This is a genomic window from Streptomyces fodineus (genome assembly GCF_001735805.1).
GTDB classification, from domain to species: domain Bacteria; phylum Actinomycetota; class Actinomycetes; order Streptomycetales; family Streptomycetaceae; genus Streptomyces; species Streptomyces fodineus.
The window spans coordinates 1552073-1565722 of record NZ_CP017248.1 but is presented as its reverse complement, the minus strand read 5'-3'; the positions used below and the strand labels follow the sequence as shown (position 1 = coordinate 1565722).

Below are 13650 nucleotides of genomic sequence, written 5' to 3'. Positions count from 1 at the left end.
TTCAACGGAGACGACTGTCATGACCGAGAGCACCACCATCCGCTGGGAGCAGGACGACACCGGTGTCGTCACCCTCGTCCTGGACGACCCCAACCAGTCCGCCAACACCATGAACCAGGCCTTCCGGGCCTCTATCACGGCGATCGCCGCACGCGCGGAGGCCGAGAAGGACTCCATCCGCGGCATCATCTACACCTCCGCCAAGAAGACCTTCTTCGCGGGCGGCGACCTCAAGGACATGATCAAGGCCGGACCTGAGGACGCCCAGCAGGTCTTCGACACCGCGACCGAGATCAAGAACGCGCTGCGCCGCATCGAGACCCTCGGCAAGCCGGTCGTCGCCGCCCTCAACGGCGCGGCCCTGGGCGGCGGTTACGAGATCGCGCTCGCTTCCCACCACCGCATCGCCCTGGACGCCCCCGGTTCCAAGATCGGCCTGCCCGAGGTCACGCTCGGCCTGCTCCCGGCGGGCGGCGGTGTCACCCGCACCGTACGCCTGATGGGCATCACGGACGCGCTGCTGAAGGTGCTGCTCCAGGGCACCCAGTACAACCCCCGACGCGCCCTGGACAACGGCCTGGTCCACGAGGTGGCCGCCACCGAGGAGGAGATGCTCGCCAAGGCCCGCGCCTTCATCGACGCGCACCCCGAGTCGCACCAGCCCTGGGACGTCCCCGGCTACAAGATCCCGGGCGGCACCCCCGCGAACCCGAAGTTCGCCGCCAACCTGCCCGCGTTCCCGGCCAATCTGCGCAAGCAGACCAATGGCGCCCCCTACCCGGCCCCGCGCAACATCATGGCCGCCGCCGTCGAGGGCTCCCAGGTCGACTTCGAGACCGCGATCACCATCGAGACCCGCTACTTCACCGAGCTGGTCACCGGGCAGACCGCGAAGAACATGATCCAGGCGTTCTTCTTCGACCTCCAGGCCGTGAACTCCGGCGCCAACCGCCCGAAGGGCATCGAGACCCGCCAGGTCCGCAAGGTCGCCGTCCTCGGCGCCGGCATGATGGGCGCCGGCATCGCCTACTCGTGCGCCCGCGCGGGCATCGACGTCGTCCTCAAGGACGTCTCCCCGCAGGCGGCCGCCAAGGGCAAGGGCTACTCCGAGAAGCTGTGCGCCAAGGCCGTCGCCAAGGGCCGTACCAGCCAGGAGAAGGCGGACGCGCTGCTCGCCCGGATCAGGCCCACCGCCGACGTCGCCGACCTCGCGGGCTGTGACGCGGTGATCGAGGCCGTCTTCGAGGACACCGCGCTCAAGCACAAGGTGTTCCAGGAGATCGAGTCCGTCGTCGCGCCCGACGCGCTGCTGTGCTCCAACACCTCCACCCTGCCGATCACCACCCTCGCCGAGGGCGTGGAGCGTCAGGCCGACTTCATCGGGCTGCACTTCTTCTCGCCGGTCGACAAGATGCCGCTGGTGGAGATCATCAAGGGCGAGCGCACCGCTGACGAGACCCTCGCCCGGGCCTTCGACCTGGTCCGGCAGATCAACAAGACGCCGATCGTCGTCAACGACTCGCGCGGCTTCTTCACCTCCCGCGTGATCGGCCACTTCATCAACGAAGGCGTCGCCATGGTCGGCGAGGGCATCGAGCCGGCTTCCGTGGAGCAGGCCGCCGCCCAGGCCGGCTACCCGGCCAAGGTGCTCTCCCTGATGGACGAGCTGACCCTCACGCTGCCGCGCAAGATCCGGGGCGAGACGAAGCGGGCCGTCGAGGAGGCGGGCGGCACCTGGACCGCGCACCCGGCGGAGGCGGTCATCGACCGCATGGTCGACGAGTTCGGCCGCCCCGGCCGCAGCGGCGGCGCCGGCTTCTACGACTACACCGAGGACGGCAAGCGGGCCGGGCTCTGGCCGGGCCTGCGTGAGCACTTCACCAAGCCCGGGTACGAGATCCCGTTCCGGGACATGCAGGAGCGGATGCTCTTCGCCGAGGCGCTCGACACCGTACGGCTCCTCGAGGAGGGCGTCCTGACCTCGGTCGCCGACGCCAACATCGGCTCGATCTTCGGCATCGGCTTCCCCGGCTGGACCGGCGGCGTCCTGCAGTACATCAACGGCTACGAAGGCGGCCTGCCCGGATTCGTGGCCCGCGCGCGGGAGCTGGCCGAGACGTACGGCGAGCGGTTCACCCCGCCGGCGCTCCTCGTGGAGAAGGCCGAGCGGGGGGAGCCGTTCGCCGACTCAGTCCGTTCCTGACCCGGTGACCCACTCGCTCAGCTCTTCCCGCAGCGAACGCTGGAACGTCGTCAGCAGGGCCTGCACCACCAGGGGGTGCATATGCGCCGACAGGGACCTCACGTCCCGGGCGTCACGCTCCGCCACCTCGCCACGGAAGAGCTGGGAGAGCTCGTGAGCCGCGGCGCGCGAGTGCTCGACGAGTACCTTGCGCGCCGCGAGGATCGCCTCCTGCGACAGCGGTACGTCGAGGAGCTGCACCCCGAGCCGGAGCAGCCCGGAGTCGACGCGGACAGGGTCGCCGTCGGCCTCCATGACGACGTTCATCGCCGCCAGCCGTTCCATGTCCTCCGGGGTGAGCGGCCGTCCCGCGCGACGCTCCAGCTCCTCCCGTGACACCGTGTCCACCGCGTCCGGCGCCCAGGACGCGACCACGGCGCGGTGAATGGCGAGGTCGTGCGGGGTGAGGTCGGCAGGCAGCTGTCTGAGGTACCGCTCGATCGCCGACAGGGTCATGCCCTGCTGCTGCAACTCCTCGATCAGGGCCAGCCGCGCCAGGTGGTCCGGCCCGTAGTGCCCCACCCGGCGCGGGCCGATCACCGGCGGAGGCAGCAGGCCCTTGCTGCCGTAGAAGCGGACGGTGCGGACCGTGACGCCCGCCCGGGCGGCCAGCTCGTCGATGGTGAGGGGCGTGTCCCCGGCATCGGTCGTCATGTGCAGCAGTATCGCTGTCTCACCAAAGGTGTGAAACCTCTGGTGAACGTCGTGTGACGCCCGGGTGGATCGTGTGAGAAGTAACGCTGTGTGACATGAGACACCGCGTACCGGCGGATCTTTCTGGGAAGCTGCTGCCTTGGTCTGTACCGCGACTCAACAGGGTGGTGCGGGCCGGGACCTGCACGACCCCCGGACCCACGAGGCCCGGGCGCATCAGGAAGTGGAACCACCCGTGAGCAAGGACGCCGTGGAATCGGCACAGGCCGTCACCAGCCCCCAGGCGGCCCAGACGCCCGCGGACGCGGGCGACGCCGGCTACAGCAAGGACCTCAAGGCCCGCCACGTCAACATGATCGCCATCGGTGGCGCCATCGGCACCGGACTCCTCCTCGGCGCCGGCGGCCGCCTGCACAACGCGGGCCCGGCGCTCGCCCTGGCCTACCTGGTCTGCGGTGTCTTCGCCTTCTTCGTCGTCCGGGCGCTGGGCGAGCTGGTCCTGTACCGCCCGTCCTCCGGGTCCTTCGTGTCGTACGCCCGGGAGTTCCTGGGCGAGAAGGGCGCCTACGTCGCCGGCTGGATGTACTTCCTGAACTGGTCGACCACCGGCATCGCCGACATCACCGCGATCGCGCTCTACACGCACTACTGGAGCATGTTCACCACCATTCCCCAGTGGGTGCTCGCCCTGATCGCCCTCGCGGTGGTCCTGGCCGTGAACCTGATCTCGGTGAAGATCTTCGGCGAGATGGAGTTCTGGTTCGCGATCATCAAGGTCGCCACCATCGTCGGCTTCATGCTGATCGGCATCTTCCTGCTCGCCACCCAGCACAAGGTCGGCGGCCACACCCCGGGCCTGAGCGTCATCAACGGGCACGGCGGACTCTTCCCGCACGGCATGATGCCGGTCGTCCTGGTCATGCAGGGCGTGATCTTCGCCTACGCCGCCCTGGAGCTGGTCGGTGTGGCGGCCGGCGAGACCGCCGAGCCCGAGAAGGTCGTCCCGCGCGCGGTGAACTCGATCATGTGGCGTGTCGGCCTGTTCTACGTCGGCTCGGTCGTGCTGCTCGCCCTGCTGCTGCCCGGCTCGGTGTACTCCGCCGGCCAGAGCCCGTTCGTCACGGTCCTGTCGAAGATCGGCGTCCCGGCGGCCGGTGACGTGATGAACCTGGTCGTACTGACCGCCGCCATGTCCTCGCTGAACTCCGGCCTGTACTCCACCGGCCGCATCCTGCGCTCCATGGCCATGGCGGGCTCCGCGCCCAAGTTCACCGCCCGCATGAACCGCAGCCAGGTCCCCTACGGCGGCATCCTGCTGACCTGCGCGGTCTGCGTGCTCGGCGTCGGCCTGAACTACCTGGTGCCCAGCCAGGCCTTCGAGATCGTGCTGAACGTCGCCTCCCTCGGCATCATCAGCACCTGGGTGATCATCATGGTCTGCCACATGATCTTCGTCCGCCGTGCCCGCGCCGGCCTGGTGGCCCGGCCGCACTTCCAGCTGAAGTTCAGCCCCGCCACCGAGATCGCCACGATCACGTTCCTGCTGGCCTGCCTCGGCATGATGTGGAACGACCCCGAGGTCGGCCGCAAGACCATCCTGCTGATCCCGGTGCTCGCCGTCATGCTCGTCGCCGGCTGGTTCGCCGTGCGCCGCCGGGTGTCGAAGAACACCGACCGGGAGCTGTCCGAGCTCACGAAGTAGCGGCTGGGGAAGACTCGGAGCCACTGTCAGTGGCATCGCCTACGGTGGCGTCATGTCGGAGATCACGTATGTCCGGGGTGACGCCACCGTGCCGTCGGTCAAGGGCGCCAAGGTGATCGCCCATGTCTGCAACGACATCGGGGGCTGGGGGAAGGGCTTCGTCCTCGCCCTCTCGCGCCGCTGGCCGGAGCCGGAGGGGGCATACCGCGCCTGGCACCGCGACCGCGCCCACAACGACTTCGGGCTGGGCGCGGTGCAGCTGGTCCGGGTCGAGCCGTCCGTGTGGGTGGCCAACATGATCGGCCAGCGCGGCATCAGAAGGGGCAGCAAGGGCGTACCCGTCCGCTACGAGGCGATCGACACCGCCCTCGCCCGCCTCGCCGGCGAAGTGACCGGGCTCGGCGCGTCCGTGCACATGCCCCGCATAGGCTGCGGCCTGGCGGGCGGCACCTGGTCCCGCATAGAGCCGCTCGTCACCGAGCGGCTGGTGAAGCGGGGGATAGCTGTCACGGTGTACGACCACGGGGAGGGCCGATGACCGTACGGAACGACGTGCTGGTGCTGGGCGGAGCCGGCGTGGACACGATCATCCACGTCCCCGCACTGCCCCTCCCGTACGCCGACAGCTACATGATCGACTCCGGGATCCGCACCCGGGCCGGGCAGACCGGCGACTTCGTGGCGCTGGGCCTCGCCGCACTGGGCCTGCGCACCCACCACCTCGACCTCGTCGGTGAGGACCCCGAGGGCGATCTGGTGCGCGCCCTGCACCGCGAGCACGGCATCGGACTGACCGCGCTCGCGCAGCCCGCCGGCACCAAGCGGGCGGTCAACCTCGTCGGTCCGGACGGCCGCCGCCTGTCCCTGTACGACACCAGCCGCGCCCGCCCCGGCGACCGCTTCCCACCGGAGCTGCTGCGCACGCTGGCCGGGGCGAGCCGGCATGTGCACGTGACGATCACCCAGCCCTGCGCCGAAGCCGTGCCGCTGCTGACCGCGACGGGCGTACCCCTGTCCACGGATCTGCACGACTGGGACGGGGAGAACGGATACCACGAGCCGTTCGCGTACGCGGCGGACGTCGTCTTCCTGTCCGCCGCCGCGCTGACCGACCCCGAGCGGACCATGCGGCGCATCGCCGAACGGGGCCGGGCCGGCACGGTCGTCGCCACCGCCGGAGCCGAGGGCGCGTATCTGCTGGCCGACGGCGAGCTGACCCGGGTGCCCGCGGCGTTGCCGCCCGCCCCGGTGGTGGATTCCAACGGCGCGGGCGACGCCTTCGCCGCCGCGTTCCTCTACGGCCGCCTCGCCGGCGAGCCGCCCGAGACCTGCGCGCGCTACGGCGCCGTCGCGGGAGCGTATGCCTGCACGGTCCCGGCCTCCCGAGCGGAGTCGATAGGCCGGGCCGAGCTACTCGAACGGGCGACGGAACCGAGACCCTAGACCCGTCAGTGTGCGTGCGTGTCGTGGATGTCGTTCGTCGCCTCGATCTTCTTCCACGACTTCGGCTGGGTCACCGTCGTGGCCGCCTTCGGCAGGGACGCGGCGCGTGCCGCGGGTGCGGCCGGCTTCGACGGCTGGAACAGCCAGGTGTCGAACAGCGAGGCGAGCGGCTTGCCGGAGACCTGCTCGGCGTACCGCTCGAAGTCGGCCACCGAGGCGTTGCCGTACGCGTGCTCCTGCGGCCAGCCCTTCAGGATCCGGAAGAACGCGTCGTCACCGATCGCGTTGCGCAGCGCCTGGATCGCGAGCGCTCCGCGGTCGTAGACGGCGATGTCGAACTGGTCGTCCGGGCCCGGGTCGCCGGGCTTGACCGACCAGAACGCGTCGTCGGCAGGGTGGGAGGTGTACACGTAGTCGGCGAGTTCCTGTGTGGTGCCCTCGCCCTCGTGCTCCGACCACAGCCACTGCGCGTACCGGGCGAAGCCCTCGTTGATCCAGATGTCCTTCCAGCCCTTCAGCGACACGTCGTCGCCGTACCACTGGTGGGCCAGCTCGTGCACGACCACGGAGGTGTTGGCGCCGTTCGCGAACTGCTTGGGGCTGTAGTAGACGCGGGTCTGGGTCTCCAGCGCGTACCCGGTGGTGGTGTTCGGCACATATCCGCCGGCCGTGCTGAACGGGTAGGGCCCGAAGTAGCCGCTCAGCCAGTCGACGAGCTCCCCGGTGCGCTCCACGCTCGCCCGCGCGGCCCCGTCGTTGTCGCCGAGGTCCTTGCTGTAGGCGTTGATGACCGGCACCCCGCCGTCGGAGGTGCTGGTCGTGACGTCGAACTTGCCGATGGCGAGCGTGGCCAGATAAGTCGCCTGCGGCTTGTTCTGCCGCCAGTTGTAGCGGGTCCAGCCCAGCTTCGAACTGGTCGACTGGAGCGTGCCGTTGGAGAGGACCTGGGTGCCGTCCGGCACGGCCACCGACACATCGTAGGTGGCCTTGTCGCTCGGGTGGTCGTTGCTCGGGAACCACCACCAGGCGGCCTCGGGCTCGTCGGCCGCGATCGCGCCGTCGGGCGTGCGGTGCCAGGTGGTGAAGCCGTAGGCGCTCTTCGCGGACGGCACCCCGCTGTAGCGGACGACGACCGTGATCGGCGTGCCCTTGGCCAGCGGGGTCTTCGGCGTGATGACCAGCTCGTGCTGCCCGGAGGTGGTGAAGGCGGCCTCGGCGCCGTTGACCCGCACCTCGCTCACGTTCAGCAGGAAGTCCAGGTCGAAGCTGGACAGGTCCTGCGTGGTCTTCGCCAGGATCGTCGCCGTGCCCTGCAACTCGTCCGACTTCGGCTGGTACTGCAGCCTCAGGTCGTAGTGGGAGACGTCGTAGCCACCGTTGCCGTAGTCGGGGTAGTAGGCGTCGCCGATGCCCGGCGCGCCGGGGGAGTAGCTCGCGGCCGATGCCGGGATCGCCAGCAGGAGGGAGGCCGCCGCGAGTGCGCCCGGCGCGATGATTCTGCGGTGCACGTCAGCTCCAAGTCGTCGGGACCGAAGGTCCGTTCGGTGAACTCTGTTCGGAGCCTATTCAGTCCCTGTGGCCCCCGACCTGTCCATGGCCCCCGCCGTCACACGATCGCCATTCAGCCGACATGAGCACACGGCTCGCCGGAAAGCCCTCTTCTGTACGGGAGTTCACCGGAGTACCGTCCGCGCATGCCGATTCGCACCCTGATCCGCACGCGCTCCACGACCTGGAGAGCGCTCGCGACCGCGATCGTCGTCATCCTGACGGCCGCGTTCCTCACCCCGTCCGCCGCGCAGGCCGCAGGCCACGAGAGCCGGACCACCCGCGAGAGCCGGCCGGTCTACTCCTACGCCCACGCCGTCCGCGAGTCCGTATGGGTGGACACGGGGCTCGACGAGGACGGCGACGGCCGGACCGACCGCGTCGCCGCCGACATCGTCCGGCCCGCCGAACCCGCCCGGCAGGGCCGCAAGGTGCCGGTCATCATGGACGCCAGCCCCTACTACTCCTGCTGCGGACGCGGCAACGAGAGCCAGGTCAAGACGTACGACGCGCATGGCCATGTCGTCCAGATGCCGCTGTTCTACGACAACTACTTCGTGCCCCGCGGCTACGCCTTCGTCGGTGTCGACCTCGCCGGCACCGACCGCTCCGACGGCTGCGTCGACGTCGGCGGCCGCTCCGACATCCAGTCCGCGAAGGCCGTCGTCGACTGGCTGAACGGACGCGCCACGGCGTACACGAGCCGCACCGGGAGCAAGACCGTCAAAGCCGGCTGGACCAACGGCAGGACGGGCATGATCGGCAAGAGCTGGGACGCCACGATCGCCAACGGCGTCGCCGCCACCGGCGTCCAGGGCCTGAAGACCATCGTCCCGGTCAGCGGCATCTCCTCCTGGTACGACTACTACTTCGCACAGGGCGCCCCGCTGTACGCCGAAGGCCCCGCCGACCTCGCCGGCTATGTCGAAAGCGACGCGGCGCACACCCACTGCGCGGCCGTACAGAGGAAACTCACCGACGGCAGCCCGCGCAGCGGCGACTGGACCGGGCTGTGGACCGAGCGGGACTACGTCAAGGACGCGGCCAAGGTGCGCGCCAGCGTGTTCCTGGTGCACGGCATGCAGGACCTCAACGTCCGCACCAAGCACTTCGGCCAGTGGTGGGACGCCCTCGCCCAGCACGGTGTGCAGCGCAAGATCTGGCTGTCCCAGACCGGGCACGTCGACCCCTTCGACTACCGGCGCGGCGCCTGGGTCGACACCCTGCACCGCTGGTTCGACCATGAACTCCTCGGCTACGACAACGGCATCGACCGCGAGCCGATGGCCGACATCGAACGCCACCCCGACCAGTGGGTCACGTCCCGTGTCTGGCCCCCGCAGACCACCCGTACCACCGTCCTGCACCCGGCCTCCGGCACCCAGGCCGGCGTCGGCACGCTCGGGCTGCGTCCGGGCACCGGCACCGAGACCTTCACCGACGACCCGAAGCTGAGCGAGACGGACTGGGCCGCGCATCTGACCACGGCCACCTCCGAGAAGGCCGGCTTCCTCACCGGGCCGCTCACCCATGACCTGCACCTGTCCGGCTCCCCCACGGTGACGGTCACCGCGACCCCGACCACCGCCTCGGCCCACCTCTCCGCCGTCCTGGTCGACCTCGGCCCGGACACGATCCGCGACTACGCGGACGCCGCCGAGGGCATCACCACCCTCACCGACCGCACCTGCTGGGGCGACAGCACGGCCGGGGACAGCGCCTGTTTCAAGGAGACCAAGGCCAAGACGGCCAAGGTCGACTACACCGTGTTCAGCCGCGGCTGGGCCGACCTCGGCCACTACGCCTCCCTCGCGAAGGGCGTTCCCCTCACCCCGGGGAAGGCTTACACCATGACGCTGCGGCTGGCGGCCACCGACCACGTCGTCCCCAAGGGGCACCGGCTGGCCCTGATCATCGCGGGTACGGACAAGGACCTCATCGACCCGCCCGCCACCAAGCCGAGCCTCACGGTCGATCTGTCCGGTACGACGGCCGGCCTCCCGCTGGTCGGCGGCGCACCGGCGTTCGTCCTCGCCACGTCCGGCACGAAGGTGTCGGCGCCCGCGCCGACGGTCCTGAACGGCGTCCGGGCACCGAGCCCGGCTCATCACCCCATCCCGGGGTAGTCGCTGCGCGGCTTGGGCCCCGGGGGCACCTGTCCGCCCCCGGGTGCCGGTCCGTCGTGGCCGGCCGCGCAGGTGCCCGCGCCCCTTCGGGGCGCGGGCCCACCTGTGTTCACACCGCGGGAAACGCCAGCCCCGCCGCCTCCCGTGCGCACCCCCACGCCACCGTGACCCCCGCCCCGCCGTGCCCGTAGTTGTGCACCAGGGCGCGGCCGTCCGGCAGGGGCTGCCGTTCCAGGCGTACCGCGTGCCGGGCCGGGCGCAGGCCCACACGGTGGGCCAGCACCCGTGCGTCCGCGATCTCGGGGTGGACCGCCGCACACCGGGCCACGATCGCCGCCGCGGTGGCCGGGTCCGGCTCCAGGGACCAGTCGCCCTCCTCCGCCGTACCGCCGAGCAGCAGCCCGCCCGGCTGGGGGATGAAGTACGTGGAGGCGTCGCAGGAGCGGTCGACGGAGGTGAACCAGGTGGTGATCCCGGGGTTCTCCACGACCACCAGCTGCCCGCGCACCGGATGCACCGCCGGGTCCGGCACCAGCGAACGCGCCCCGAGGCCCGCGCAGTTCACCACGACCGGGGCGGGCACGGCGGCGAGGTCGGTCACCTCGTGCGCCTCCACCACGCCAGCGGCCTTCGCGAGCCGTTCCCGCAGCCACGCCAGATGCACCGGCATGTCGATCACCGGCAGCCGGGCCGCAAGACCGTCGGCCGTGGTCCGCAGGCCCGCCACCCGGCCCGCCCAGGCGCCCAGCTCGTCCAGCCGGGTCCCGCGGTGTACGCCGTCGACCAGGCGTACGCCCGTCTCCTCGGGCCGGTCCGCCAGCTCCTCGTACACGGCGAGGGACTCGAGCGCCCACGCACCGACCAGAGGCTCGGGTTCGATGCGGTACGGCCACCACAGGCCGCCGGCGACCGCCGAGGTCGTATGCCCGGCGGGCTCCCGCGCCCACACCCGTACCCGGCGCCCGGACTCGGCCAGCACCACGGCCGTCGTCAGCCCGGCGACCCCGCTCCCGACCACGATCACTTCGTCACTCGGCTCGCTGTCCACGCCAGGACGATAGATCCTGTCCGGCCGACTCTGTCATGCTGCGCTCACATCCGTGCCGGTGTGGGGATACTCACAGCATGTCTGCCGCATACGCGTCCTTCGGCCTGGCACCGGCGACCCGCGCCGGCGGTGTGCTCGCCGACGGCGGCTACCAGGTCCACCGCGACTTCGTGGACTTCCTCGTGGACGGCCGCCCGCTGCTGTTCCGGCTGTCCGACCTGGACGCCGTCTCCCCGCTCGCCTCGGACATCCCGCCCGCCATCTTCACCGCGCAGGTGCGCGCGCTGCTGCTGGAGGACGAACCGCCGCTCCCGGACGGCCGGTTCGTCATCTACGGCTGCCCCGAGTGCGCGGACCTGGCCTGCGGAGCGGTCACCGCCGTCATCGAGCACGACGGCGAGGACTACATCTGGCGGGACTTCGCCTGGCAGACGGACGAGCGGGCCGACCTGGAGCTGAACGGCTACCACGGCATAGGGCCGTTCCGCTTCCGCGGCCCCGAGTACCGCGCCGCCCTGACCGCCCTGAGCGAAGGCCCGCCCCGCCGGCGGGTGCTGCTGATCGGCGCCCGGGTCGCGGTCCTGGCCAAGCTGGCGGCCGCGCTGCGCACCATCGGCATCGGCGCCGACATCACCCAGGACGCCCGGGCCGTCCCCGCCGAGGAACTGCGCGGCTACGGCGCGGTCGCCTTCGGCCGCGCGGTCGGCGAGCCGGAACGCGCCGCCGTACTGGAGGCCTTCGAGCGCGCCGGAGTCGAGGTCGCCCGCGTGGACGGCCTGGCGCCGATCGTGCCGCTGCTCGTCGCCCAGATCGAGCACGCCCTGGACCGCAGCCCTCTCCCGCAGCGCCGGCTCACCGGGCTGGCCGCCGACAGAGGCACGGCGGACATCGAGGTGACCTCCGCGTGCCGGGTGCGGATCACCGCGTACCGCCTCGACCGGCTCTACCGCACCCGCACCCGCGAGGTGTTCGACGGCGTCCTGGACCCCGGCCGGCACCGCGTCCCGCTGGACCCGCGGGCGGTCAAGGGGGAGGCGTACGTCGTCGCCCGTACGACGGGGGGCGTGCTCACGGCGCCGGTCACCGGCGGAAGGAAACCGAGCTGAGCGGCGGGTGCGCGGGCCATTAGGATCGGCGTCCTGATGACTGCCACCCTCGTCGCCAAGAACCTCGCCGCCGGGCACGGCGACCGTTCCCTCTTCTCCGGGCTCGACCTCGTCGTCGCGCCCGGCGATGTGATCGGTCTCGTCGGTGCCAACGGCGCGGGCAAGTCCACCCTGCTGCGGCTGCTCGCCGGACTCACCCCGCCCGAGCAGGGCGAGCTCAGGCTGTCCCCGCCGGCCGCGACCGTCGGCCATCTGCCGCAGGAGCCGGAGCGCAGGCCGGGAGAGACCGTCCGGGAGTTCCTGGCCCGTCGCACGGGTGTCGCCGAGGCACAGCGCGTCATGGACGAGGCCACCCAGGCACTCGTGGACGGCGCCCCCGGCGCCGACGACGCCTACGCGACCGCCCTGGAGCGCTGGCTCGGCCTCGGGGGCGCCGATCTGGAGGAGCGCGCGGAGGACGTCGCAGACTCCCTCGGTCTCGCCGTCGACCTGGACCAGCCGATGACCTCGCTGTCCGGCGGCCAGGCGGCCCGCGCCGGTCTCGCCTCGCTCCTGCTCTCCCGGTACGACGTGTTCCTCCTGGACGAGCCCACCAACGACCTCGACCTCGACGGCCTGGAGCGCCTGGAACGCTTCGTCACCGGACTGCGCGCCGGCACGGTCGTCGTCAGCCACGACCGCGAGTTCCTCACCCGCACCGTCACCAAGGTCCTCGAACTCGACCTGGCCCAGGGGCAGATCAACCTCTACGGCGGCGGCTACGACGCCTACCTGGAGGAACGCGAGGTCGCCCGCCGACACGCCCGCGCGGACTACGAGGAGTACGCCGACAAGAAGGCCGCCCTCCAGGACCGTGCGCAGATGCAGCGGTCCTGGATGGACAAGGGCGTGAAGAACGCCCGGCGCAAGGCCGGCAACGACAACGACAAGATCGGCCGCAAGTTCCGCAGCGAGGCCAGCGAGAAACAGGCCGCCAAGGCGCGGCAGACCCAGCGCATGATCGAGCGCCTGGACGTGGTCGAGGAGCCGCGCAAGGAGTGGGAACTGCGCATGGAGATCGCCGCCGCCCCGCGCTCCGGCGCGGTCGTGGCGACCCTGCGGGACGCCGAGGTGCGGCGCGGCGACTTCACGCTGGGCCCGGTGTCCCTGCAGATCGACTGGGCGGACCGGGTCGCGGTCACCGGGGCCAACGGCGCCGGCAAGTCCACTCTGCTGGGCGCGCTGCTCGGCCGTGTCCCGCTCGACTCGGGGCATGCGGCGCTCGGCTCCGGCGTCCTGGTCGGCGAGGTCGACCAGGCCCGCAAGCTGTTCCACGGCCCCGAGACCCTGCTCGACGCCTTCTGCGCGGCCGTACCCGACACCGAGCCGGCCGACGTCCGCACCCTGCTCGCCAAGTTCGGCCTCAGATCGGACCACGTCCTGCGCCCGGCCGCGACCCTCTCCCCGGGCGAACGCACCCGCGCCGCCCTGGCCCTCCTCCAGGGCCGGGGCGTCAACCTCCTGGTCCTGGACGAGCCCACCAACCACCTCGACCTGCCCGCCATCGAGCAGCTGGAACAGGCCCTCGACGCCTACGAGGGCACGCTGCTCCTGGTCACCCACGACCGGCGCATGCTCGACGCGGTCCGGGTCACCCGGCGCCTGGAGGTGGCGGACGGGAAGGTGACGGAACGCTAGCGCTGCGCTGGAAGGGCCGCCATGTGCCGTGGTCCGTGCGCGGCACGGTCGTGGCCGGTCGTGCAGCCGCGTCCCTTCGGGGCGCGGTTTCCGGGACCGGACGC

At 71.2% G+C, this 13650-nt stretch carries 10 protein-coding genes; 7 read left to right on the top strand and 3 right to left on the bottom strand.

Translation table 11 applies throughout. From position 1 onward, the window contains the following. Positions 1-19: 19 nt before the first annotated feature. Positions 20-2203, top strand: coding sequence for a 3-hydroxyacyl-CoA dehydrogenase NAD-binding domain-containing protein (locus BFF78_RS06570; protein ID WP_069777409.1), 2184 nt, complete (start codon positions 20-22; stop codon positions 2201-2203). Here the strand turns inward: BFF78_RS06570 and BFF78_RS06565 are convergent. Further along, positions 2189-2896 carry a MerR family transcriptional regulator gene (locus BFF78_RS06565; RefSeq protein WP_069777408.1) on the bottom strand — a complete coding sequence of 236 codons (708 nt, stop codon included), beginning with the start codon at positions 2894-2896 and terminating at the stop codon, positions 2189-2191. The two genes, BFF78_RS06570 and BFF78_RS06565, sit on opposite strands and share 15 nt — an antisense overlap. Positions 2897-3131: 235 nt before the next feature. Here BFF78_RS06565 and BFF78_RS06560 point away from each other — a divergent pair, with 235 nt between their 5' ends. Genes BFF78_RS06560 through BFF78_RS06550 form a run of 3 tightly spaced genes read left to right on the top strand, consistent with a single transcriptional unit; the run spans position 3132 to position 6041 of the window. Continuing rightward, entirely contained in the window at positions 3132-4598 is a 1467-nt protein-coding gene (locus BFF78_RS06560) for an amino acid permease (RefSeq protein ID WP_069777407.1), read from the top strand. 52 nt (positions 4599-4650) lie between these two features. Beyond that, positions 4651-5136, top strand: a complete 486-nt coding sequence (locus tag BFF78_RS06555) for a macro domain-containing protein (protein WP_069777406.1) — start codon at positions 4651-4653, stop codon at positions 5134-5136. After that, positions 5133-6041 (top strand): adenosine kinase, encoded by a 909-nt coding sequence (locus tag BFF78_RS06550; RefSeq protein WP_069777405.1) that lies wholly within the window; start codon positions 5133-5135, stop codon positions 6039-6041. The genes BFF78_RS06555 and BFF78_RS06550 overlap by 4 nt, the downstream gene beginning before the upstream one ends. 5 nt (positions 6042-6046) lie before the next feature. Here the strand turns inward: BFF78_RS06550 and BFF78_RS06545 are convergent, their stop codons facing one another. After that, positions 6047-7549 (bottom strand): M1 family metallopeptidase, encoded by a 1503-nt coding sequence (locus BFF78_RS06545; RefSeq protein WP_069777404.1) that lies wholly within the window; start codon positions 7547-7549, stop codon positions 6047-6049. Between the two features lie 186 nt (positions 7550-7735). Between BFF78_RS06545 and BFF78_RS06540 the strand changes: the two genes are divergently transcribed. Then, positions 7736-9715 carry a Xaa-Pro dipeptidyl-peptidase gene (locus BFF78_RS06540; protein ID WP_069777403.1) on the top strand — a complete coding sequence of 660 codons (1980 nt, stop codon included), beginning with the start codon at positions 7736-7738 and terminating at the stop codon, positions 9713-9715. 109 nt (positions 9716-9824) lie between these two features. Here the strand turns inward: BFF78_RS06540 and BFF78_RS06535 are convergent, their stop codons facing one another. Next, positions 9825-10739: an FAD-dependent oxidoreductase gene (locus BFF78_RS06535; protein WP_069783417.1), complete on the bottom strand. Its 915-nt coding sequence runs from the start codon at positions 10737-10739 to the stop codon at positions 9825-9827. 101 nt (positions 10740-10840) lie between these two features. On the opposite strand from BFF78_RS06535, the gene BFF78_RS06530 reads away from it, so the two are divergent. Together BFF78_RS06530 and BFF78_RS06525 are read left to right on the top strand one after the other, a co-directional pair. Next, positions 10841-11869 carry an oxidoreductase gene (locus tag BFF78_RS06530; protein WP_069777402.1) on the top strand — a complete coding sequence of 343 codons (1029 nt, stop codon included), beginning with the start codon at positions 10841-10843 and terminating at the stop codon, positions 11867-11869. Between the two features lie 36 nt (positions 11870-11905). After that, the gene (locus tag BFF78_RS06525) at positions 11906-13546 is read left to right on the top strand and encodes an ABC-F family ATP-binding cassette domain-containing protein (protein WP_069777401.1); all 1641 of its coding nucleotides are present in this window, start codon (positions 11906-11908) and stop codon (positions 13544-13546) included. The last annotated feature ends 104 nt before the right edge of the window (positions 13547-13650 follow it).

What these genes read in the sequence shown, in the direction of transcription:
- BFF78_RS06570 (WP_069777409.1), top strand. Translation starts at nt 20, where the DNA reads ATGACCGAGAGCACCACCATCCGCTGGGAGCAGGACGACACCGGTGTC.
- BFF78_RS06565 (WP_069777408.1), bottom strand. Translation starts at nt 2,896, where the DNA reads ATGACGACCGATGCCGGGGACACGCCCCTCACCATCGACGAGCTGGCC.
- BFF78_RS06555 (WP_069777406.1), top strand. Translation starts at nt 4,651, where the DNA reads ATGTCGGAGATCACGTATGTCCGGGGTGACGCCACCGTGCCGTCGGTC.
- BFF78_RS06550 (WP_069777405.1), top strand. Translation starts at nt 5,133, where the DNA reads ATGACCGTACGGAACGACGTGCTGGTGCTGGGCGGAGCCGGCGTGGAC.
- BFF78_RS06540 (WP_069777403.1), top strand. Translation starts at nt 7,736, where the DNA reads ATGCCGATTCGCACCCTGATCCGCACGCGCTCCACGACCTGGAGAGCG.
- BFF78_RS06530 (WP_069777402.1), top strand. Translation starts at nt 10,841, where the DNA reads ATGTCTGCCGCATACGCGTCCTTCGGCCTGGCACCGGCGACCCGCGCC.
- BFF78_RS06525 (WP_069777401.1), top strand. Translation starts at nt 11,906, where the DNA reads ATGACTGCCACCCTCGTCGCCAAGAACCTCGCCGCCGGGCACGGCGAC.